The organism is Saccharopolyspora sp. NPDC002686, from assembly GCF_040295745.1.
GTDB classification, from domain to species: Bacteria; Actinomycetota; Actinomycetes; order Mycobacteriales; family Pseudonocardiaceae; genus Saccharopolyspora; species Saccharopolyspora oryzae.
Window position 1 is genome coordinate 1 of the sequence record NZ_JBEOVY010000116.1, and the last position, 20332, is coordinate 20332.

The following is a 20332-nucleotide window of genomic DNA, read 5'->3' on the forward strand; positions in this document are numbered from 1 at the left end:
CGGCGCCGCGGGTCGCCCCCCCCCCCCCCGGCGGGGGGGCGCTCGACCCGTCTCCGATCAGGCCCGGGTGGCGGCGGCGAGCCAGCGCTGCCAGGACTCGGCGCGCTCCTGCGGATCGTCGAGCTCGCCGTAGTGGTGGTCGCTGACCGCGATCGGCATGCCGATCGCCGACCGCTCGTGGAACCGGATGAGCTCATCGGAGGTGCGCAGCCCGACGAACTTCTCGGTCAGGTAGTCCACCTCGCCGACGATCTGCGGACCGCCGGGCAGGTCGATCGTCACCTTCGCACCGAGCTCGACCGGTCCGAGCAGCCGGTCCCAGCCGCCGACCGCAGGCGCTTCCGCTTCCACGTAGGCCGCCGGACGACCGCGGAAGTGCCGGAAGTACTCGGCGAGCGTGAACAGGTACATGTCCCAACCGCTGCTGGTCATGCCCTCGTACTCGTCGCCCCAGTCGTCGCCGAGAACTCCGCTGTGGACGAATCGGAGCACGCTCGACCCGCCGTCCCTGCCCTCGATCAGGTACTCGAAGGCGTTCGTGGAGCCGTCATCGGCCGTCGGCGTGCGAATGGTCAGCTTGCGCGGCGGGTCCCACTCGGCGACGTCGGCGCCGTTCGGGTCGATCTCCATCGGCATGAACCACGCCGCCAGGCCGGGCCCGGTGGCGATGGCCTGCCAGACCTCCTCCGGCGAGGCGTCCAGCTCGATCTCCTTGGGCAGCTCGAACTCACGCCCCATCTCGGGCCTCCTCCGCTCGGTCCATCGAAGGGTGCAGGGCCGCCACCAGCCGGTGCCTGCGCCCTCCAGCAGCGCTCTCATCGTGGTACTTCGCCACCAGGCCCGCGACCGCCTCGGACAGCTCCTGGGCGAACGCGGCCCGATCCGCCGCATTCGCGAAGCGGACCTCCCCGTCGACGGCGAAGGTGGCCACCCGCTTGCCCGCCTTGTCCCCTGCGCCGATCAACGCTCCGACGTCCTGCACCAGACGAGCGGCCAGCGCGAGCAGCCACCGCGCGGAGAGCCGATCCGGCGAGCGGGACGGATCAGGCGCCACCGGACCAGAGGCCGAAGGCGAGATCACGTATGCCCCTGCGGTCGCGCGCATGACCCGCTCGGTCATGTTCCCCTTGCGCCGCTCCTCGACCAGTTCGACGAGCCCGTGCTTCTCCAGGTCGCGCAGGTAGTAGTTGACCTTCTGCCTGCTCAAGCCGACCTTGACCGCGAGCGACGAGGCAGACCCCGGCACGGCGAGCTCGTGCAGCAGCCGCGCCCGCACCGGTTCCAACGTCACCGCGGCCGTCGACGGCTCATCGATGACAGCGACATCCAACATGCCACCGAGCATGCCCTTGACAAATTTTCTTGTCAAGACAACTCGAGTTGTCGTAACTCACAGGGCGCGTTCGCGCTTCTAATCGACGCCGATCTCCTTGCGGAGCGAAGCGGTGAACGCCTGCAACGCCGAGATGGCCTTCTCCTCCGCGTCGTCGCTCTTGACGCTCCAGCAGGACTTGACGAAAGCATTGGCGTGAGCGCGGGTTTCCTCGGTGCACAGGGTGTGGATGACCGCCCGGCCGCGCTGCAGCTGCGCTTGCCATTCCCGCAGCTCGCTCGGCTCGAAAGCGTCGATCCACGCGGGGCTGCCGACGCGGAGCTCGAAGATGCTGGTCCCCGCGCTGACCATCTCGGCAGCACCGGCCAGCTTCTGATCGCGAAGCCACTTCCCATGCTCGGCCCGGCTCTTGATCCACGCCCCGAGCAAAGCCCCCGAGAACCCCAGCAGCGCCCCGATGATCCCGGCTAAGACGTTGGCCATGCCGCGAAGGCTAGGGCAGGCACAAGGGTCCCCCAAGATCCGCGGTCAGCGCCAGATCACCGGGCACCTCACGGGCGGCACAACGATGCGGAGCCGGGCGGAACCTCGTCGGAGTCCACCTCGTCCCAGACGTCGACTTCCCACGCTTGGAACGGAGCCCAGCGACGTGACTGCCCTGTACCGGATCTCCATCGTCGAGAACACCGATGCCACCGTGCGCGGCCGGTTCCACATGATCAATCCGGATGCGGGGATCCTCCCGGATGCGGACGACGACATCCTCCCGCTGCAGATCATGCTCGACGCGTGGGACCGGATGAAGCGCGGGCTCTTCTTCATCGCCGACGGGCTCACCGGCGACCGGCTGCCCGTGCCCTTCGAGCAGGCGGAGGAAATCGCCGACGCCCACGTGCTGCGGGAGGCCTTCGCGGAGGAGCTCGACGACGAGGCGGAATCGGACGAGTACCTCTTCGACCGGATCGAGGAGATCATCGAGTCCGCCGAGGTGGGCGAGCAGCAGAACACGCCCGGGTTCTGGGAAGCCGACGGCTTCTGGGACGCCTGCACCGACGACGACTTCCCGGAAGACGTCGCCGCCTACCCGTACGTCGAGTTCACCTTCACCGCCACCGACGCCCACTACGTCGCCCACCTGATCCCCGGCACGCACTGGTCGACAGCGCAGTACTGCGACTGAACAGCGCAGTTGCCGCGCAATTCCACAGTGGACGAACGCGCGGTCCGTCGTCCTCCCGGACGCGCCGGGTTGGCCGAAAGTAGTAGTCCGGACTAGCCGGAATCCGGACGTGATCGACCTCCTGCCGGGGCAATCCTGGACTGGTCAGCAGGAAGACCTAGCGAGGACAACATGATCACCGTCCAGGGATTGACGAAGCGGCGCCGGGGCACCACCGCGGTCGACGACCTGTCCTTCACCGTGCGCCCCGGTGTCGTGACCGGCCTCCTCGGCCCCAACGGCGCCGGGAAGTCGACCGCGATGCGGCTGATGCTCGGCTTGGACAAGGGGCGCGGGCGCACCGCGTTCGGCGGCAAGACCTACGCCGAGCTGGCCGATCCGGTGCGCACCGTGGGCGCGCTGCTGGACGCGAAGGCCGTGCACCCGGCTCGCACCGCGCAGAACCACCTGCGGGTGGTCGCCGCCGGGGCCGGGCTGCCCGAGCGGCGGGTGCGGCAGGTGCTGTCGATGGTCGGGCTGGACGAGGTGCGGACCCGCCGGCTGCGCGGGTTCAGCCTCGGCATGCACCAGCGGTTTGGCCTGGCCGCGGCGCTGCTCGGCGATCCGGAGTACCTGGTCCTCGACGAGCCCGCCAACGGCCTCGACCCGGAGGGCGTGCACTGGATGCGTTCCCTCCTCAAGGGCCTGGCCGACGAGGGCCGCGTGGTGCTCGTCTCCTCACACTCGTTGCCGGAGATGTCGCTGCTCGCCCAGGACCTCGTGGTGATCGGCCGGGGCCGGTTGATCGCCGCCCAGCCGGTGCGGGACTTCACCGCGGCGCACGCCGACCTGGAAGAGGCCTTCCTGGCCGCGACGTCCGAAGCCACCGAGTTCAAGGGAGAAACGGCATGACCGCGGAAACCCCCACCACGACGAGGAATCGCGAACGGCGGACCTCCGGGTTCGGCTCGGCGCTGCGCTACGAGTGGACCAACATGCGCACGCGGCGCTCGACCTGGGTGCTCAGCGGCCTGGTGGTCCTGCTCCAAGTCGTCACCACGGTGTGGAACATCGGCTCCGGCGTCTCCGACATCTCCGTCGTCTCCGGCGATGAGATGTTCTCCTACGGTCTGCTCCAGCTGACGCTCTTCTCGTGGTTGCTCGTGGCCGCGATCGGGGTCAACGCCTTCAGCACCGAGTACCGCCACCGAACGATCACCACCACCTTGCTCGTGGTGCAGTCGCGAGTGCGAGTGGTGCTGGCCAAAGCCGTCGTGGTGGCCGGGATCGGTGCGGCGACGAGCGTGCTCGCGGTCCTCGTCAGCTTCCTCGGCCTGCTGGTCCACTTCGGACCCGTGGTCGATCCGGTCCGCGGTGCGGCCGCGGGATCCGGCACGGTGCTCCACATCATGCTGTGCGGTCTGCTCGGGCTCGCACTGGCCGGGCTGACCAGGTCGGCGCTGGCGTCGTACGCCTCGCTGCTCGCTTGGCTCATCGGGGAGCAGCTGGTGCTCGACCACGTCGACCCGAACATCTTGCCGTTCTTCTCCGGGTTTTGGCTGGCCGACGTTTCGCCCGAGTACGACTGGACTCCGGCACTGCCGATGGTCGCGCTGACCGCCGCCGCGCTCGTCGGCGCGGTGGTGGCGGTGTCGCGCCGGGACGTCTGAGCCGGGGTGGGGATGCCGGACGACTACCGTGTGCGCGTGGGTTCCCTGGACACGCACCGCGGTTGGTTGACCTGGTGGGACGGCAAGTTCCGGTCGTTGGCGCTCGACGTCGCGGTCGCCCTGTCCGCCGCGTTCTTCGTCGACCGGGTGGAACGCGTGAGCCTCACCGGCGCCGACGAGGAGCGGAGGCTGGTGCTCCTCGGCGTGCTGGTCGTGGTCGCGCTCGCCCTCCTGGTGCGCCGGCGCTTCCCGTGGCTGGCGGTCGCGGCCTCGGCCGGTGCCGTGCTGACGCCCACCACCGCGGCCACGGGCATCTTCACCCCGATCGCGATGTACACGATCGCCCGGCGACGCGGGCCGGGCGCGCAGCTGTGGACCGCGACCGGGATCGTGTTCGCCGCGAACGGGACGCAGCTGATCTGGGGTCCGCACGGCCCGCTGTGGGAGTCCCCGCTGCGCGCCCTGCCCTACATCGCGTACACGGTGATGCTCTCGGCCTCGCCGGTGCTGCTGGGGTTGTGGCTCCGCCAGCGCGAGAAGTTGTTGGCAGCGCTGCAAGAACGCGCTGAACAGGCCGAGCGCGAACGCGATCTGCTCGCCGAGCGCGCGGTCGCGACCGAGCGCAGGCGCATCGCCCGGGAGATGCACGACGTGATCGCCCACCGGTGCAGCGTGATCTCGTTGCAGGCCGGCGCGTTGAGCGTGAGCGCGCCGGACGAGCGCACCGGCGAGGTGGCCGAGGTCATCCGCAAGACCAGCGCGACCGCCCTGACCGAACTGCGCAGCATGCTCCGGGTGCTGCGCGACGACGACGCGGAACACCGCGGTGAAACCCCCGACGACCCCACCGTCGGCAGCATCGAAGCGCTGGTCGCCGACTCGATCGAGTCGGGCGCGAACATCCGCCTGGACATGCCCGAGCAGCTGCCGGAAACCTCCGGCGAGGTCGGCCGAGCGGCCTACCGCGTGGTGCAGGAGGCATTGACCAACGCAGCCAAGCACGCCCCGCACTCCGCCGTGCGCGTCGAAGTCGCGGCGGAAGGGGAAGAACTCGTCGTCGCGGTGTCGAACCAGCGCGGGCGCAGCACGGACACGGACGCCGTCCCGGGCTCGGGCTACGGCCTGATCGGCATGCGGGAGCGGGTCACGCTGGCCGGCGGAACCTTGCGCACCGGGTGGACCGAGGACGGCGGATACCGTGTGCGGGCAATGTTCCCGTTGGGCGACGAGGTGGCTGCGTGAGCGTCAAGGTGGTCCTGCTCGAGGACGAGGACCTGGTGCGCGGCGGGATCCGGATGATCCTGGACGTCGACCCGGACATCGAGGTGGTGGCGGAGGGCAGCGACGGCTCGGTCGCCGTCGAGCTCGCCCTGAAGCACCGCCCGGACGTGGTGCTCACGGACATCCAGATGCCCGGCGTCGGCGGGCTGGAGGCCACCCAGCGCCTGGCCGCCCTGCCGGACCCACCCGCCGTGATCGTGCTGACCACGTTCGACCTCGACGAGTACGTCTACTCCGCGCTGCAGAACGGCGCGGTGGGCTTCCTGCTCAAGGACACCTCGCCGCAGGAGCTGACCCGCGCGGTGCACACCGTCGCGCGCGGTGAGGCGATGCTGTCGCCGCGCATCACGACCAAGCTGCTGTCGGCCTTCTCCACCAGCGCCCCGGCCCAGTCCGCGAAGGCCCAGCTGGAGAAGCTGACCGCTCGCGAGCGCGAGGTGGCGGTGGCCGTCGCGCAGGGCCTGAGCAACGCCGAGATCGCGAACGCCCTGCACATGAGCCAGTCCACGGTGAAGGTGCACATCGGCCGGATCATGACGAAGCTCGGTGCGGCCAACCGGACCCAGGTCGCCATCACCACGCACGACGCCGGCCTGGCCTGAGCAGGTTCAGCTGGGCCGGCTGGTGGCCATCTTGACGGCGAAGAAACCGAGCAGGGTGCCGGACGCGTAGCGCTGCGCCTTGAGCACGCGGGGGTGGCGCGACAGGTACCCGGCGAGCGCAGCGGCGGTGAGCACGACCAGGCCGTTGACGGCCACACCGACCACGATCTGCGCGGTTCCGAGCTGGATGAACTGCCACCACGTCGCCCCTAGCGCGGGATCGACGAACTGGGGGATCAGCGCGGCGTACAGCAGCGCGATCTTGGGGTTCAACAGGTTCGTCAACAACCCCGTGCCGAACAGCCGCGCCGCCGAGTGCGGCACCAGTTCGCGCGGTTCGAACGGCGACCCGCCACCGGGACGCAGGATCTGCCAAGCCATCCACGCGAGGTACGCCGCACCCAGGAACTTCACCACGTGGAAGGCCTCGGGCACTGCCACGAACAGCGCGGAAAGCCCGGCGGCGGCAGCAACGAGGTAGACGACGAACCCGAGAGCAACCCCGCCGAGCGAAACGAGCCCGGCACGCCGCCCCTGCGAAATCGCCCGCGAAGCCAGGTAGACCATGTTCGGCCCGGGAGTCAGCGCCATCCCCAACTCCACGACCACAACACCGACCAACGAAGCGAGCGACACGAGTTCCACCCAGCGAACGTACCGAGCGGTGGCAGCGGAGGCCCCCTTCACCCAGGAAAAAGAAAAACCGCAGGTCACCTGGGTGATCCTGCGGTCTTCTCAGCGAGCCGCCTGAGGGAATCGAACCCTCGACCTACGCATTACGAGTGCGTCGCTCTGGCCGACTGAGCTAAGGCGGCATTGCGCGGTCAAGTGTAGCGGGCCCTCGCGACGCGGTGCGCAGGGCCCCCGGTTCAACCGAAGGTGGGCGTCACTTCGCGGAGCGTGCATCGTTGAGATCAGCGTGATGCCCGTCACGCGATCTGGAGGGGTCGGATGCGTGCTGTTCGTCGGCTGGGCGTGTGCACCGCCGTGTCGTTGGCCGTAGCTGGGCTTTCGCTGCCCGCCGCCTTCGCGCAGAGCTCACCTCCGACCACTCCGATCCCCGGGCCGGCGGAACCCGGGCAGCCCCCGGCTTCCATGCCGACGCCGGCTCCCGGGCCGGTCGTCGCCGACGCCGGGACCATGATCGGGATCGTGCGGATCCTGCCGAACACGGTGCCGACCGACTCGATCCTCGACGACCCGGACTTCGAATCGAAGCTGCCGAAGCAGTCCGTCGCCGAGGCCGGGATGGGGCGGGCCATCGCGCAGGCCAACTCCACCGCGTTCTTCGCCACCGAGCGGGCGGTCGCCGAGGCCTCGCCGTTCGGGGTGTCGCTGCTCGGGAAGACCCCGCAGACGCCGGTCGGCCTGGTGCAGGCCGCGCTGCCGGACCGGGAGCAGCCGACCAGCGCGAACATGCAGCCGCCGAGCTCGCCAGCCGATCAGCTGGTCAAGCTCAACGGGCTGAACGGCAGCGTGCACGCCCGCTGGAGCGAGAAGACCGGGCCGTGCGTGTCGCCGATCGCCGACGCCCGGTACTCGATGGGCAGCGCATCGGCCGTGAACGCGCTGCCGGAAGGCCTGTCGCTGGGCGGGCTGCTCAACGGCGGGAAACCCGCCGCGAACGGCGCCGGATCGCTGCTGCGGATTCCGGAAACCGCGGAAGCGCACTCCAACGTGCAGCTCGTCAACGTGCCCGGGCAGGACCGCAAGGCCGTCCAGGCCACCTCGAGCCTGCAGCTGGCCGGTGTCCGGCTCTTCGCCGGGACCCCGCAGGAGATCCAGGTCGACGTGGTCGGCTCACCTCGCCTGACCGCAACCGCCACCGGCGACCCGTCGACCTCCACTGTGGACCACCAAGTGCCGGTGCTGCGGGTTTCGCGCGGCGGCCAGGAGCTCGGGAAGCTCGACGCCGCGCACCCGAACCTGGACGTGCCGCTGCCCGGACTCGACCAGCGCGTGGTCGACGCCGGGGTGATCCGGCTCAGCGCCGGCGAGCTCAAGAAGGACGTCGTGGGCACCGAAGTCCGCGCCGCAGCACGGCTTTTCGACCTCCAAATCCTGCGCGGCCACGCGGTCGGCCTGCCGACCTCGCTGGTGCAGGTGTCCTTCGGCGAGCAGATCGCCCGCGCCGCAGCTCCCGACGGAGGCGTGGACTGCACGACCGCACCGGCCCCGGCCGCCGCAGCGCCAGCGGGCACGACCCCGCAAGCAGTGGAACGTCTAGCCCTCACCAGCAGCGGCTACTACGTCGTCCCGCTGTTCTGGACCGGCACGGCGCTGCTGCTCATGGGCGCCATCATCATCGCCGTCCTTCCCCGCCGCCGCGCCTGAGCGCAAGGAAGTCCACTGTGGACGTCAGCCGGTGTGGAGGGTGGCGAGCATCGCTTCCACCGCGATGATCGGCTTCACGTTCTGGGTCAGGGCCACCCGGCATTCGAGGACCGCGTCCAGGCGGCGGAGGGCCGACTCGGAGGTCCACTCCTGCGCCGCTTTGGCGATCGAGCGCTCGAAGTCCGGGTGGTTCAGGGGCGCCGGTGCGCCCGCCCGGGTCACCAGGACGTCGCGGTAGAAGCCCGCCAGGTCGACCAGGGCCAGGTCGAGGGCGTCTCGCTGGGAGCGGGTGGCGCGTGATTTCTGGCGCTTCTCCAGCTCTTTCAGCGCCGCGTTGGCCCCTCGGGTCGCCGCGGCCGTGCCCTTGCCGGTGCCGCCCGCGCCCATCGCGGTCTTCAGCTCTTCCTTCTCCGCCTCGTTGCGGTCCTCGTTCGCCGTGGTCGCCTCGGTCTCGGCCAGCTTCACCAAGCCGGTCGCCGCGGTGAACACGTCCGAGAACCTGCGCATGCCCGTCGGGATGCGCAGCACCGACTCGCGCCGCTCGCGCGCTTCCTCGTCGGTCGCCAACCGCCGCGCGCGGCCGATGTGGCCGCCGCACACCGACGCCGCCCACTGCGCGCGTTCGGCGTCGACGCCGTCGCGCTCGTGCAGCACCTCGGCGATGGCGTCGGCCAGCGGCGTGCGCAGCTGCACCACGCGGCAGCGGGAGCGGATCGTGACGGACACGTCCTCCGGGTGGTCCGAGGGCGCGCAGAGCAGGAACACCGTGCGCGGGGGCGGCTCTTCCACCGCCTTGAGCAGCGCGTTCGCCGCGCCTTCGGTGAGGCGGTCGGCGTCCTCGATCAGCACGATGCGCCATTGGCCGGTGGTCGGCCGGCGGGCCGCCGCTTGCACCAGGGAGCGCATCTCCGCGACCGAGATCGACAGGCCTTCCGGCGCCACCACGCGCACGTCGGCGTGGGTGCCCTGCAGCACCGTCCGGCAGGCCGTGCAGCCCCCGCAGCCCACCGCGCCCGGGTCGGTGCACTGCAGCGCAGCGGCGAAGGCGCGAGCCGCGATCGAACGGCCCGAACCGGGCGGGCCGGTGAACAGCCAAGCGTGCGTCATGGCGCCCGGCGGGACCGGTTCGCCGCGGACTTGGAGGTGAGCCGCGTTCGCCGCGGCGTGCAGCGTCCGCACCGCATCGGGCTGGCCGACGACCTCCGCCCACACCCCGGTGTTCAGCTGCTCCGGAGCGTCGGTCCGCATCGCGTCGCCTCCCGTGTCGAGTGCGCGGGTCGTGAGTGCGAAAACCGGTTGGAGGCGGTTTTCCCACACCGCGGACGGTCTCGGTGGCAACGCCGAGCGGGCGGTGGCCGAGGAATCAGCGCTGATCCCCATTCCGGACGAGCTCGGCCTGCAGGTGGCGGCCGCGCTGCAGGACGACGGCGCGACCGCGCTGGGGCTGGCGGACCGGGCCGCGATCAAGCCGGGGGAGCGGGTTCTGGTCGAGGCGGCCGGCGGTGGGCTCGGCAGCCTGCTGGTGCAGCTGGCGCGAGCGGCCGGTGCGCACGTCATCGGCGCCGCGCGAGGCGAGCGCAAGGCCGAGCTGGTGCGGTCGCTCGGCGCGGAGCTGGTCGTGGACTACTCGGTGCCCGGCTGGACGGACCAAGTGCTGGCGGCCACCGGCGGTCGGGGCGTGGACCTGGTCTTCGACGGTGTCGGCGGCGCGCTCGGCGAAGAGGCCTTCGAGACCGCGGCCCGCGGAGGCCGGTTCTCGATCCACGGCGCCGCCAGCGGATCCGCCAGCCAGATCGACGCCGCCCGGGCCCAGCAGCGCGGCGTCGAGGTGATCGGGGTCGACCAGCTCTTCGCGCTCCGGTCGGGCTGGCGGGAGCGGGTGGAACGGGCGCTCGCCCTCGCCGCGCGGGGAGAACTCGTCCCGACCATCGGTCAGACGTTCCCGCTGGAGCGGGCCGCCGACGCCCACGCGGCGATGGAAACCCGCTCCGTCACCGGGAAAACCCTCCTGACGGTCCAGTCTCAGCGCAGGTAGACCCGGTCCGGGTCGACGTCGTCGCGCAGCAGGCGCAGTTCGGCGTCGGTGGGCGGTTCGACGGTGATCAGGTCGTCGGCGACCGCGAGGTCCCAGCCGGTGGCCTCGCGGACCTGATCGACCGTCACCCCGGGGTGGGTGGCGACCAGGCGCAGCTCCTCGCCGACGCCCTCGCGGGCCAGGATGCCGAGGTCGGTGATCACCCGCGTGACGCCCGCACCGCGCGGCCGGATCCCGTCGCGCAGCGCGCGGTCCGGGCCGGGGGAGGTGCAGAAGTCCAGCTCGGACAGGAACGAGCGGGGATCGTGGCGGCGCATCACCACGAACACCTCGCGGGAGTTGGCCATCACCTCCATCGCACCGCCCGAACCGGGCAGCCGCACCTTCGGCGCGTGCCAGTCGCCGATCACCGAGGAGTTCAGGTTGCCCCAGCGGTCGATCTGGGCCGCGCCGAGGAAACCGACGTCGATCCGACCGCCCTGCAGCACGTACCCGAACAGCGCCGGCATCGACAGCACCGCCTCGGAGTCGGTGATCAGCACCGAGTCCGCGATGGTCTCCGGCAGGTGCGACGGGTGCGCGCCGCAGACCCCCGACTCGTAGACGATCTCGATGTCGGGCGCGACCGTCAGCTGCGCCAGCGACACCGCCAGCGTGGGCAGGCCGATCCCGGCGAACACGGTGTTCTTGCCGGCCAGCTCGCGCGAGGCGACCGCGGCGAGCAGTTCGGAGGACGTGGTGGTTGTCTCGGGCATCTCGATTCCTCCTGCGGGCTTCACAGCCGGCGTCCGTAGTTGACCGGTTCGCTCCACGCCTCGCCGACCGACAGCCGCTCCCGGGTCTCGGACCCCAGCTTGGCCAGGTACTCGGCGTGGTCGGCGGTGCCGCGGATCCACTCGTCGAGCCACTGCTGCAGCCGTTCGGGATCCTTGCTGATGTGCGACCAGCTGCGGTAGAAGTCGCCGTCGCGGTCGTAGTAGCCCTGCGCGAAGGCCGGGTGCGCGCCGCGCGGGCACTCGACGACCGCGTCCACCGCGTGCGCCGGGATGACCGTGCGGTTCGGGTCGGAGCGGATCACCTCGTCGGCCACGACTTCCTCGACGACCACGATCGCCTTGTGCGCGGCGTAGACGGCCTCGGCCTGGATGCCGGTCAGACCCCAGATCTGGGTGTTGCCCGCCCGGTCGGCGCGCTGCGCGTGGACGATCGTGACGTCGGGGTTCAGCGGCGGCACCACGTAGATCTGCTCCTCGCCGCCGTCCGGGCCGGGGTAGGGCGAGGTGACCTTGCGGATGTCGGGGTTGACCGCAGGCACGTCGCTGCCCGCGTAGGAGCGCAGCGGGTAGAACGGCAGCCGCTGGGCTCCGGCCAGGTAGCGGCAGATCATGCCGTAGTGGCTGTACTCCTCGTACTCCAGCGGTTCGGGCTGCCCGGTCTCGATGCGGCGGCGCAGCTCGCCGAGCGAACCGGCGGTGGAGTTGCCGACGAACGACGACACCAGCTTGCGCACGCAGCCGCCGGCGATCAGCTGGTCGGTGACGATGTCCGCGGTCATCCGCGCCACCGTGAGGTTCCGGATCCCCTGCCGGATGATCTCGTGCCCGGCGGCGGTCGGGATGAGGTGCGTGAAGCCCTCCAACGACACGGTCGCCCCGTCGGTGACGTGAGCGGCGATCGCGTCCCGCATCGTCGTGGTCTTGTCCGGCCTGCGGACCGGCGGTTTCGACTCGTCGACCGGGTTGTGCATCGGCGGGGCTCCTCGGTGTTCGATTCGGCTCGGGCTCACGCTGCCAGCCCTCATTGATAGCTGTCCAATACTGAATTAGTGTCGGATCAAGAGCGCTCACCAATGAATTCGCCGGAAGATCGAGGGCCGCCGTGGAGCTTCGCTACCTGACCGCGTTCGTCGCCGTCGCCGAGGAACTGCACTTCGGGCGCGCGGCCAAGCGGTTGCAGATGGCGCAGCCGCCGTTGAGCCAGCAGATCCGGCAGCTGGAGCGCGAGCTCGGCGTGCAGCTCTTCGAGCGCAACACCAGATCGGTGCGGCTGACCAGCGCGGGGGAGTCGTTCCTGGAACCCGCCCGCGCGGTCCTCGACGACGTCGACACGGCCGTGCGCGCGGCCAAAGCCGCCGGCCGCGGCGAGTACGGCCGGGTCACCGTCGGCTTCGCCGGGGCCTCCAGCCACGAGTCGCTGCCGCTGCTGACCCGCGCGGTGCGCGCCGCGCATCCGGGCCTGGACCTGGTGATGCTGGGGCAGACCTACGCCAACGTCGCGCTGGCCAAGGTCGCCGACGGTTCGCTCGACCTCGGCTTCGTCCGGCTCCCGGTCAACCAGCCGGGCGTGGAGACCAGGGTGATCGAGGTGGAGGAGCTGATCTGCGCGCTGCCCACCGACCACCCGCTGGCCCAGCAGGACCGCATCCGCATCGAGCAGCTCGCCGACGAACCGTTCGTCAGCTTCCCGGCCAACGCCGGGTCGACCTTGCGCGACGCGCTGGTCAAGGCGTGCGTGTCGGCCGGGTTCAACCCGCGAGTCGTCCAGGAAGCACCGGACTCCTACACGATCCTCGCCCTGGTGGCGGCGGGCGTCGGCGTCACGCTGACCCTGACCTCCTGCCAGCACATACAGCAGACCGGCCTGGTGTACCGGCCCCTGGAGGGCGATCCGATCCGGATGCACGCGGCGCTCGCCTGGCGCACCGACAACAGCTCGGCGGCCCTGCGCACGGTCCTGGGCATCGCCGAGGAGGCCCTCCCCACCCCGGACTCCGCTGACCAGCGATGACTCGGCCGATTGATAAGCACTGCGTCTCGCTGTCGCACTGATTCTGTATTGGACAGTCTTGGTGTGAGGTGACACGGTTGCCCCCATCACATCTCGGGGACGTGAGCGCCTGCTGAGCGCTCATCAGCGCCGAAGCTTCAAGGGAGAATGCATGGGTGCGATCAGCGCGCGCGAGCAGAGCCGCACGGCCAACCGCGCCGGGATCGGAGCCTTCATCGGCTCGACCATCGAGTGGTTCGACTTCTACATCTACGGCACGGCGTCGGCCTTGGTCTTCGACAAGGTCTTCTTCCCGGAGCTCGACGGTGCGGTCGGCACCCTGGTGGCGTTCGCGACGTTCTGGGTCGGCTTCCTGGCCCGCCCGCTCGGCGGCATCATCTTCGGCCACATCGGTGACCGGTTGGGCCGGAAGAAGACCCTGGTCATCACGCTGCTGATGATGGGCATCTCGACCACCCTGATCGGCCTGCTGCCGGGCTACGCCCAGATCGGCGTGTGGGCGCCGATCCTGCTGGTGCTCATCCGCATGGTCCAGGGCATCGGTCTCGGCGGCGAGTGGGGCGGCTCGGTGCTGATCGCCTCCGAGCACGCGCCCAAGGGCAAGTCGATCCTCTACGGCGCCTTCGCCCAGCAGGGCTCGCCGGTCGGCAACACCCTGAGCACGCTGAGCTTCCTGGCCATCAGCCAGCTCCCGGACGAAGCGTTCCTGGGCTGGGGCTGGCGCGTGCCGTTCCTGGCTTCCGCGCTGCTGGTGCTGGTGGGCCTGTTCATCCGGATGCGGGTCACCGAATCCCCGGCGATGGCCGACCTGATCGAGAGCAAGAAGGTCGCCAAGCTGCCGTTCTGGGAGGTCGTGCGCTCGCACCCGGCGCTGCTGGCGCTGGGCATCGGCGCCTGCACGATCGGCCTGTCGGCCACCTACTTCAAGTCGACGTTCGCGCTGTCCTGGGCCACCAGCACCCTGGAGTTCGACAAGAGCTCGTTCCTGACGATCATCCTGGTCGCCAACATCGTGCAGATCATCGCCCAGCCCTTCGGCGCGGTCATCGCCACCAAGATGCGCAGCTGGTCCCGCGCGGTGACGATCATGCTGCTGCCCGAGGTCGTGCTGCTGCCGGTGATGTTCCTGCTGATCGGCACCAACGACTACGGCCTGGCGATGTTCGGCGTGGCCATCGCGACCATCCCGCACTGCCTGTACTACGCGGCGCTGGCGGGCATGCTGGCCAGCCGCTTCCCGGCGCACGTCCGCTACACCGGCATCTCGCTGTGCTACCAGCTCTGCGGCACGCTCCTCGGCGGCACCACGCCGATCGTGGGCCAGTTCCTGCTGAACCTGTCCGGTTCGATCGCGGCGGTGATCGCCTACGCGATCTTCCAGGTCCTGCTGACCCTGGGCTGCATGCTGCTGCTCCTGCGCCGCCCGAACTACGACGCGCGTGCGCAGTCCGCGAGCACCAGCACCGAGGCCGTCCCGGCCTGACCCGAACGGGCGCGGCTCCCCTGACAGGGGGAGTCGCGCCCCTTCCTGGAGGTTTCGATGGAGAACCCGCGTTGGGTGCGCCGGCCGGAGGGGTCCAACTGGGGTGAGTTCGGTCCGGACGACAACCTCGGACGGCTCAACCTGATCACCCCGCAGAAGGTGCGCGAAGGCGTCGCCGAGGTCGTCGAAGGCCGCAGCTTCTGCCTGAGCCTGCCGCTGGACCTGCCCGGCGGAACCGCGTTGAACCCCAACCGGTTCCCGCCGGTGCTGCGCCCGAACCTGCGGGCCGGGCAGATCAACTTCAACTTCGCGATGGATCGCTTGAACCCCGGCCACACCGACGTGCTCTGCGACGACCTGGCCGTCCTGCACCTGCAGTACTCGACCCAGTGGGACTCCTTGGCCCACGCCGGATCGATGTTCGACGCCGACGGCGACGGGGTGCCGGAACCGGTGTTCTACAACGGATTCCGCGCCACCGAGCACGTGACCGGACCGTCCGATCCGGACGACGCGGGGATGGCGGCGCTGCACGACCGCAGCACTTCCACCGCGGGCCCGCTCGGAATCGACCACATGGCCCGCAAATCCGTGCAGGGCCGCGCGGTGCTGATCGACCTGCGCGCCCACCTCGGCGACGGGCGGACGCTCGTCGGCCACCGGCAGCTCGCCGAGATCATGGCCGCCGACGGCGTCGTGGTCGAGGAAGGCGACATCGTCTGCCTGCACACGGGTTTCGCCGAGAAGGTCCTGGCGATGGGCGGCGACCCGGATCCCGAGGTGCTGCACGGCTTCGGCGCCGTCCTCGACGGACGCGACCCGGAACTGCTGGAGTGGATCACCGAGTCCGGCCTGGCCGCGCTGGTCGCCGACAACTACGCGGTGGAAGCCTTCCCCGCTCGAGAAGCGCCGGGCCCCAACGCGGTGCTGCCGCTGCACGAGCACTGCCTGTTCAAACTCGGCGTGCACCTGGGCGAGCTGTGGCGGCTCACCCCGCTCGCAGAACACCTGCGAGCCCACCTCCGAAGCAGGTTCCTGCTCACCGCACCGCCGCTGAACCTCCCCGGAGCGGTCGGTTCGCCGGTCACCCCGGTCGCCACCCTCTGACACCACCCGCCGGGTCCTGCCCGGTCGGCAAGGAAAGCACTGATGACCAAGATCGCCAATTTCTTCACCGAGCTGATGCGCCGGTACCTGCCCGATCCGTTCGTCTTCGCGATCGGGCTGACCTTCCTGACCCTGCTGCTGGCGCTGACGGTGGAGGGCAAGGGGTTCATCGAGATCACCGAAGCCTGGGGCGACGGGTTCTGGAACCTGCTGTCGTTCACCACGCAGATGGCCGTCATCCTCGCGATGGGCTACGTGCTGGCCAGCGCGCCGGTCACCGACCGGCTGCTGGACGCGGTGGTCGGCCGGGTGCACCAGCCGCGCACCGCGGTCGCGGTGGCGACCCTGATCGGCTCCGTCGGGTCCTACCTGAACTGGGGATTCGGCCTGGTCATCGGCGGGATCGTGGCGAAGAAGCTGGCGCTGAAGGTGCCCGGCGTGCACTACCCGCTGATCATCGCCGCGGCCTACAGCGGGTTCACCATGTACGGGCTCGGGCTCTCGGCGACGATCCCGCTGACCATCTCCACCAGCGGCCACGCGCTGGAGAGCAAGATGGGCGTCATCGCGCTGGCCGAGACCATCTTCTCGCCGGCGATGCTGCTGACCGCGCTCGCGGTGCTGATCACCCTGCCGATCCTCAACGCGATGCTGCACCCCAAGCCGGGGCAGCCGGTCAAGGAGATCGACCCCGCGCTGCACACCGAGACCAAGGCCCCGGCGACCAGCTCCGGGGACTTCGGCGGGATCACAGTGGCTTCGCGGCTGAACAACAGCCGCGTGCTCAGCCTGCTGATCGGTGCGCTGGGGATGGTCTACGTCGTCGTCTACTTCGTGCACGGCGGCGCAGCGGACCTGGACCTGGTGAACTTCTTCATCCTGTTCCTGGGGATCCTGCTGCTGGGCACCCCGGCGGCCTACGTCGCCAAGCTCGGCGAGGGCATCAAGACGATCTCCGGCATCATCCTCCAGTACCCGTTCTACGCCGGGATCATGGCGATCATGGCCGCATCGGGTCTGGTCGGCACGATCTCGAAGGTGTTCGTCGACATCTCCACCCCGGAGACGCTCGGCTTCTGGGGCCTGATCAGCTCGTTCGTCATCAACTTCTTCGCTCCCTCGGGCGGCGGGCACTGGGTGATCCAGGGGCCGTTCATGGTCGACGCGGCCAACGCGATCGGTGCGCCGATGCCGGACGTGGCGATGTCGGTGATGCTCGGCAACGCCTGGAACGACCTGGTGCAGCCGTTCTGGATCCTGCCCGCGCTGGCCCTGTCCCGCCTGCGCCTCAAGGACGTCATGGGCTACACGGTGATCATGATGTTCTGGGTGGGCCTTATCTACATCGCCGCGATCCTGCTGTGGGGATTCCTCGGCTGACCGACCGAAGAGGAGCGAGAATGCCTTATTTCATCGAAACCTTCGACAAACCGGACCACCAGCAGGTGCGGCAGGACAACCGGCCGGCGCACCTGGCGTTCCTGGAGGAGCACAAGGAGTTGCTGCTGGCCTGCGGCGCCAAGCTCGCCGACGAAGGCGACGCGGCGACAGGCGGGGTCTACCTGCTCGACGTCGAAACCCGCGCCGAGGCGGAGGACTTCATCGCCCAGGACCCGTTCACCCGGGCCGACCTGTTCGCCGAGGTCAAGATCCTCCGCTGGCGCAAGGCCTTCCTGGCAGGCCAGGGATACCTGTAGCGGTCGTGAGTGCCTGGCCGGGCTGGAGCCCGATCAGGCACTCACGACATCGGGCCGGGCGCGGATCGCCAGGAACCCGGTCGGTTCGTGGTTCAAGCGTTCCCGGAAGTCGGCTGCGGGAACCCGGTTCGCGGCGAGTTCGACCATCCGCTCGCTGATGTCGCAGCCGACCACCTTCGCTCCGCGGGCGACCAGCTCGGCGGCGTAGAGGCCGGGCCCGCAGGCGGCGTCGAGCACCTTCCTCCCCGCGACGTCGCCGAGCAGGTCGAGGCAGGCCGGGCGGTCGTAGTGGGCGTTGGAGAACCCGTCCTCGGCGTGTTCGGCGAATTCCTCGGCGAACACGTCGTACTGCGCGTCGCGGCCGACTCGTTCTCCCATACCACCGATCTTGGCAGGGTTCAGGTGGTCTCGGGCAGGATCTCGACGTAGCCGCTGGTCCCGTTGACGCGGATCCGCTGGCCGTCCTCGATCAGGCGGGTGGCGTGGTCGACGCCGACGACGGCCGGCAAGCCGTACTCGCGGGCGATCACCGCGCCGTGGGTCATCAGGCCGCCGACCTCCGTCACCAGGCCTTGGGCAGTGACGAACACGGGCGACCAGCTGGGATCGGTGTAGGCGGTGACCAGGATGTCGCCGGCTTCGAGATCGGCATCGGTCATGTCCGTGACGACGCGGGCGCGCCCTTCCACGATCCCGCTGGAAACCGGCAGGCCGACCAGCGCGTCGGCGGGCACGTCCTCTCGTCGGTAGGACCCGGAGAGGGTTTCGCCGTCCGAGGTGAGCACCCGGGGAGGCGTGAGCGCCTGATACCCGCTGAACGCTTCCTTGCGCTGGAGGAGGAGCTGGTCGTCGGCCTGTCCGGTGCGCACGACGTCGTGGAGCTCCTCGAACCGGAGGTAGAAGATGTCCTCGCCACCGCGGAGAACTCCGGCCTGAACCAGGCGCTCGGCCTCTTCCAGCAACGCCCGCTTGTAGACGAAGTAGCGGCTGATCATGCCGTACTTCGGGTACTCCCGGTACCCGGCGAAGGTGCGCAGGCGGTCGATCTGCGATTTGGTCTCTTCGGCCTTCCGTGCTCCGTCCGTCAGGGCCTGCAAGCGCTCCAGCAGCTCCTGCTCCTTCTTCCACGCCTCCTGCCGCCCCTGTTCGAAGCGCTGCTTGCTGGCGCCGGGTTCGAAGTTCTCGATGTTGCCGAGAATCACGGGCACGAGTGCGCTGGGGTGCTCGCTCCAGCGAGGCCTCGTGATGTCGATTTCGCCGACGCAGCGCATGCCGTACTGGTCGAGGTAGGCGCGGATCGCCTCCTGCGCCTCGCGCCCGCCCGCGAGCGCGGGCAGTTCGTCCAGGAAGCCGTCGTCCTCGACGTCCTTCAGGAAGGCCACCACGTCCGGGTGCGGGCGGATCGCGTCGGCGACGTCCAGGAGCGCGAGCCCCATCTCCGAAGTGACGTTGTTCGGGGCGGATTGCGTGAGCACGTCGGCTGCGTTGTCCTCGCCCAGCCACTCGTGCTCGTCCTGCAGCCCGAAGCGCGCGACCAGACCGTCCAGCGCCGCGGTGAGCATGTCCTGGTTGGAGGCGCGGGTGTAGGGGCCGCCGGACCGCGCGAACGGGATCCGGTTGCCGCCGATGATCGCTACTCGCCGAGCGGTGGCCATGGCCTGACTCCCTGGTTGCTGCGATGTTCCCTGGTCAATCTAACCTACCCGTGGGTAGGTTAGACGTCGAGCTACCGGACATCAGTGGGAGAGTTGCCATGGCCGACCGATACCAGCAGTTCACCTCGTCCGCGCTCGGGCGGCAGGTCGCCAAGCGACTCGGCCTGCCCGCGCCGACGCCGCTGCGCCGCTACCGCCCGGGTGATCCGGTGGTCGCCGGCCCGGTGCTGCTCGGCGCCGCTCCCGGGTCCCGGCTCGGCGACGCGATCTCGGCCGTCACCAAGGGGATCCAGGCCCAGGTCCACCGGACACCTGCCGACGGCGAGCGCTACGCGGCGCTGGTCTTCGACGCGACCGGGATCCGCAGCAGCGAGCAGCTGCACGAGCTGTACGAGTTCTTCGGCCCGACGATCCGGCAGACCGACCGCTGCGGCCGGGTGGTCGTGCTCGGCACACCGCCGGAGAGCATCAGCGATCGGCGGGAAGCCACCGCGCAGCGCGCGCTCGAAGGTTTCGTCCGCTCCGCGGGCAAGGAGCTCAAGCGCGGTGCGACGGCCCAGCTGGTCTACGTCGCCGAAGGTGCCGAAGGCGCGCTGGAATCCACCCTGCGCTTCGTGCTCTCGGCGAAGTCCGCCTACGTGTCCGCGCAGGTGGTGCGGGTCGGGCAGGCCGAGATCCCGGACGTGGACTGGGAGAAGCCGCTGCAGGACAAGATCGCGCTGGTCACCGGCGCATCGCGCGGCATCGGCGAGGCCATCGCGGAAACCCTGGCGCGCGACGGGGCGCACGTGGTCTGCCTGGACGTGCCCGCGCAGGGCGGGGACCTCGCCGCGGTCGCCAACCGCATCGGCGGCTCGACGCTCCAGCTCGACATCACCGCCGAGGACGCGCCGCAGCGGATCGCGGACCACTTCGCGCAGCGGCACGGCGGCCTGGACGTCGTCGTGCACAACGCGGGCATCACCCGCGACAAGACGATCGGCCGGATGTCCCGGCAGCAGTGGGACGCGGTGCTCGCGGTGAACCTGACCTCGCAGGAGCGGATCGACGAGCACCTGCTCGCCGACGGTTCCCCGCTGCGGCCGGGCGGGCGGATCATCGGCGTGTCGTCGATGAGCGGCATCGCGGGCAACGTCGGGCAGGGCAACTACGCGGCGTCCAAGGCCGGGGTGATCGGGCACGTGCAGTC

Annotated in this window: 21 protein-coding genes, 1 tRNA gene and 1 pseudogene; 13 read left to right on the forward strand and 10 right to left on the reverse strand. The window is 70.0% G+C overall.

From position 1 onward, the window contains the following. Nucleotides 1-57: 57 nt before the first annotated feature. From ABTZ89_RS17270 to ABTZ89_RS17280, 3 genes are all read right to left on the reverse strand, one after another. Nucleotides 58-738: an SRPBCC family protein gene (locus ABTZ89_RS17270; protein WP_270947384.1), complete on the reverse strand. Its 681-nt coding sequence runs from the start codon at nucleotides 736-738 to the stop codon at nucleotides 58-60. After that, nucleotides 728-1333: an ArsR/SmtB family transcription factor gene (locus tag ABTZ89_RS17275; RefSeq protein ID WP_351045625.1), complete on the reverse strand. Its 606-nt coding sequence runs from the start codon at nucleotides 1331-1333 to the stop codon at nucleotides 728-730. The genes ABTZ89_RS17270 and ABTZ89_RS17275 overlap by 11 nt, the downstream gene beginning before the upstream one ends. Nucleotides 1334-1411: 78 nt before the next feature. Next, the gene (locus ABTZ89_RS17280; RefSeq protein WP_351045628.1) at nucleotides 1412-1816 is read right to left on the reverse strand and encodes a hypothetical protein; all 405 of its coding nucleotides are present in this window, start codon (nucleotides 1814-1816) and stop codon (nucleotides 1412-1414) included. A gap of 166 nt (nucleotides 1817-1982) precedes the next feature. Here ABTZ89_RS17280 and ABTZ89_RS17285 point away from each other — a divergent pair, with 166 nt between their 5' ends. From ABTZ89_RS17285 to ABTZ89_RS17305, 5 genes and pseudogenes are all read left to right on the forward strand, one after another. Then, nucleotides 1983-2513 carry a hypothetical protein gene (locus ABTZ89_RS17285; RefSeq protein WP_351045631.1) on the forward strand — a complete coding sequence of 177 codons (531 nt, stop codon included), beginning with the start codon at nucleotides 1983-1985 and terminating at the stop codon, nucleotides 2511-2513. Between the two features lie 171 nt (nucleotides 2514-2684). Beyond that, nucleotides 2685-3323 (forward strand): annotated as a pseudogene (locus tag ABTZ89_RS17290) (ATP-binding cassette domain-containing protein); the annotation flags it as partial. Nucleotides 3324-3400: 77 nt separating this feature from the next. Then, nucleotides 3401-4162, forward strand: coding sequence for an ABC transporter permease (locus tag ABTZ89_RS17295; protein ID WP_351045634.1), 762 nt, complete (start codon nucleotides 3401-3403; stop codon nucleotides 4160-4162). A 36-nt stretch (nucleotides 4163-4198) separates the two neighbouring features. Then, nucleotides 4199-5404 carry a sensor histidine kinase gene (locus ABTZ89_RS17300; RefSeq protein WP_351045636.1) on the forward strand — a complete coding sequence of 402 codons (1206 nt, stop codon included), beginning with the start codon at nucleotides 4199-4201 and terminating at the stop codon, nucleotides 5402-5404. Continuing rightward, entirely contained in the window at nucleotides 5401-6045 is a 645-nt protein-coding gene (locus tag ABTZ89_RS17305) for a response regulator (RefSeq protein ID WP_351045639.1), read from the forward strand. The genes ABTZ89_RS17300 and ABTZ89_RS17305 overlap by 4 nt, the downstream gene beginning before the upstream one ends. A gap of 6 nt (nucleotides 6046-6051) precedes the next feature. Here the strand turns inward: ABTZ89_RS17305 and ABTZ89_RS17310 are convergent, their stop codons facing one another. After that, the gene (locus ABTZ89_RS17310) at nucleotides 6052-6690 is read right to left on the reverse strand and encodes a LysE family translocator (protein WP_351045642.1); all 639 of its coding nucleotides are present in this window, start codon (nucleotides 6688-6690) and stop codon (nucleotides 6052-6054) included. A gap of 96 nt (nucleotides 6691-6786) precedes the next feature. Next, a tRNA-Thr gene (locus ABTZ89_RS17315) sits at nucleotides 6787-6860 on the reverse strand. 136 nt (nucleotides 6861-6996) lie between these two features. On the opposite strand from ABTZ89_RS17315, the gene ABTZ89_RS17320 reads away from it, so the two are divergent. Continuing rightward, nucleotides 6997-8379, forward strand: a complete 1383-nt coding sequence (locus ABTZ89_RS17320) for a hypothetical protein (protein ID WP_351045645.1) — start codon at nucleotides 6997-6999, stop codon at nucleotides 8377-8379. Between the two features lie 24 nt (nucleotides 8380-8403). Here ABTZ89_RS17320 and ABTZ89_RS17325 read toward each other — a convergent pair whose 3' ends face one another. Further along, entirely contained in the window at nucleotides 8404-9627 is a 1224-nt protein-coding gene (locus ABTZ89_RS17325) for a DNA polymerase III subunit delta' (RefSeq protein ID WP_351045647.1), read from the reverse strand. 103 nt (nucleotides 9628-9730) lie between these two features. Here ABTZ89_RS17325 and ABTZ89_RS17330 point away from each other — a divergent pair, with 103 nt between their 5' ends. Further along, complete coding sequence (locus tag ABTZ89_RS17330; RefSeq protein WP_351045650.1) at nucleotides 9731-10414, forward strand: zinc-binding dehydrogenase; 684 nt, start codon at nucleotides 9731-9733, stop codon at nucleotides 10412-10414. Here the strand turns inward: ABTZ89_RS17330 and ABTZ89_RS17335 are convergent. Together ABTZ89_RS17335 and ABTZ89_RS17340 are read right to left on the reverse strand one after the other, a co-directional pair. Then, nucleotides 10402-11169: a CoA-transferase subunit beta gene (locus tag ABTZ89_RS17335; RefSeq protein ID WP_270953206.1), complete on the reverse strand. Its 768-nt coding sequence runs from the start codon at nucleotides 11167-11169 to the stop codon at nucleotides 10402-10404. The two genes, ABTZ89_RS17330 and ABTZ89_RS17335, sit on opposite strands and share 13 nt — an antisense overlap. A 20-nt stretch (nucleotides 11170-11189) precedes the next feature. Then, nucleotides 11190-12161: a CoA transferase subunit A gene (locus tag ABTZ89_RS17340; RefSeq protein ID WP_351045653.1), complete on the reverse strand. Its 972-nt coding sequence runs from the start codon at nucleotides 12159-12161 to the stop codon at nucleotides 11190-11192. Nucleotides 12162-12292: 131 nt separating this feature from the next. Between ABTZ89_RS17340 and ABTZ89_RS17345 the strand changes: the two genes are divergently transcribed. The 5 genes from ABTZ89_RS17345 (at nucleotide 12293) to ABTZ89_RS17365 (ending at nucleotide 17488) form a co-directional block, all read left to right on the forward strand. After that, nucleotides 12293-13201 carry a LysR family transcriptional regulator gene (locus tag ABTZ89_RS17345; protein ID WP_351045656.1) on the forward strand — a complete coding sequence of 303 codons (909 nt, stop codon included), beginning with the start codon at nucleotides 12293-12295 and terminating at the stop codon, nucleotides 13199-13201. Between the two features lie 151 nt (nucleotides 13202-13352). After that, nucleotides 13353-14684 carry an MFS transporter gene (locus ABTZ89_RS17350; RefSeq protein WP_270953203.1) on the forward strand — a complete coding sequence of 444 codons (1332 nt, stop codon included), beginning with the start codon at nucleotides 13353-13355 and terminating at the stop codon, nucleotides 14682-14684. Nucleotides 14685-14741: 57 nt separating this feature from the next. Continuing rightward, nucleotides 14742-15791 (forward strand): cyclase family protein, encoded by a 1050-nt coding sequence (locus ABTZ89_RS17355; RefSeq protein ID WP_351045660.1) that lies wholly within the window; start codon nucleotides 14742-14744, stop codon nucleotides 15789-15791. Between the two features lie 42 nt (nucleotides 15792-15833). After that, complete coding sequence (locus ABTZ89_RS17360; RefSeq protein WP_270953201.1) at nucleotides 15834-17171, forward strand: short-chain fatty acid transporter; 1338 nt, start codon at nucleotides 15834-15836, stop codon at nucleotides 17169-17171. 20 nt (nucleotides 17172-17191) lie between these two features. Beyond that, nucleotides 17192-17488, forward strand: a complete 297-nt coding sequence (locus ABTZ89_RS17365; RefSeq protein WP_351045663.1) for a YciI family protein — start codon at nucleotides 17192-17194, stop codon at nucleotides 17486-17488. Between the two features lie 33 nt (nucleotides 17489-17521). Here the strand turns inward: ABTZ89_RS17365 and ABTZ89_RS17370 are convergent, their stop codons facing one another. Both ABTZ89_RS17370 and ABTZ89_RS17375 read right to left on the reverse strand, forming a co-directional pair. Then, a complete protein-coding gene (locus ABTZ89_RS17370) occupies nucleotides 17522-17866 on the reverse strand; it encodes a methyltransferase domain-containing protein (protein ID WP_351045666.1) in 345 nt (114 codons plus the stop codon). 20 nt (nucleotides 17867-17886) lie between these two features. After that, nucleotides 17887-19143, reverse strand: a complete 1257-nt coding sequence (locus tag ABTZ89_RS17375; RefSeq protein WP_351045668.1) for a PEP-utilizing enzyme — start codon at nucleotides 19141-19143, stop codon at nucleotides 17887-17889. A gap of 98 nt (nucleotides 19144-19241) precedes the next feature. Here ABTZ89_RS17375 and ABTZ89_RS17380 point away from each other — a divergent pair. Then, a partial coding sequence (locus ABTZ89_RS17380; protein WP_351045671.1) for a 3-oxoacyl-ACP reductase occupies nucleotides 19242-20332 on the forward strand: 1091 nt, incomplete at its 3' end.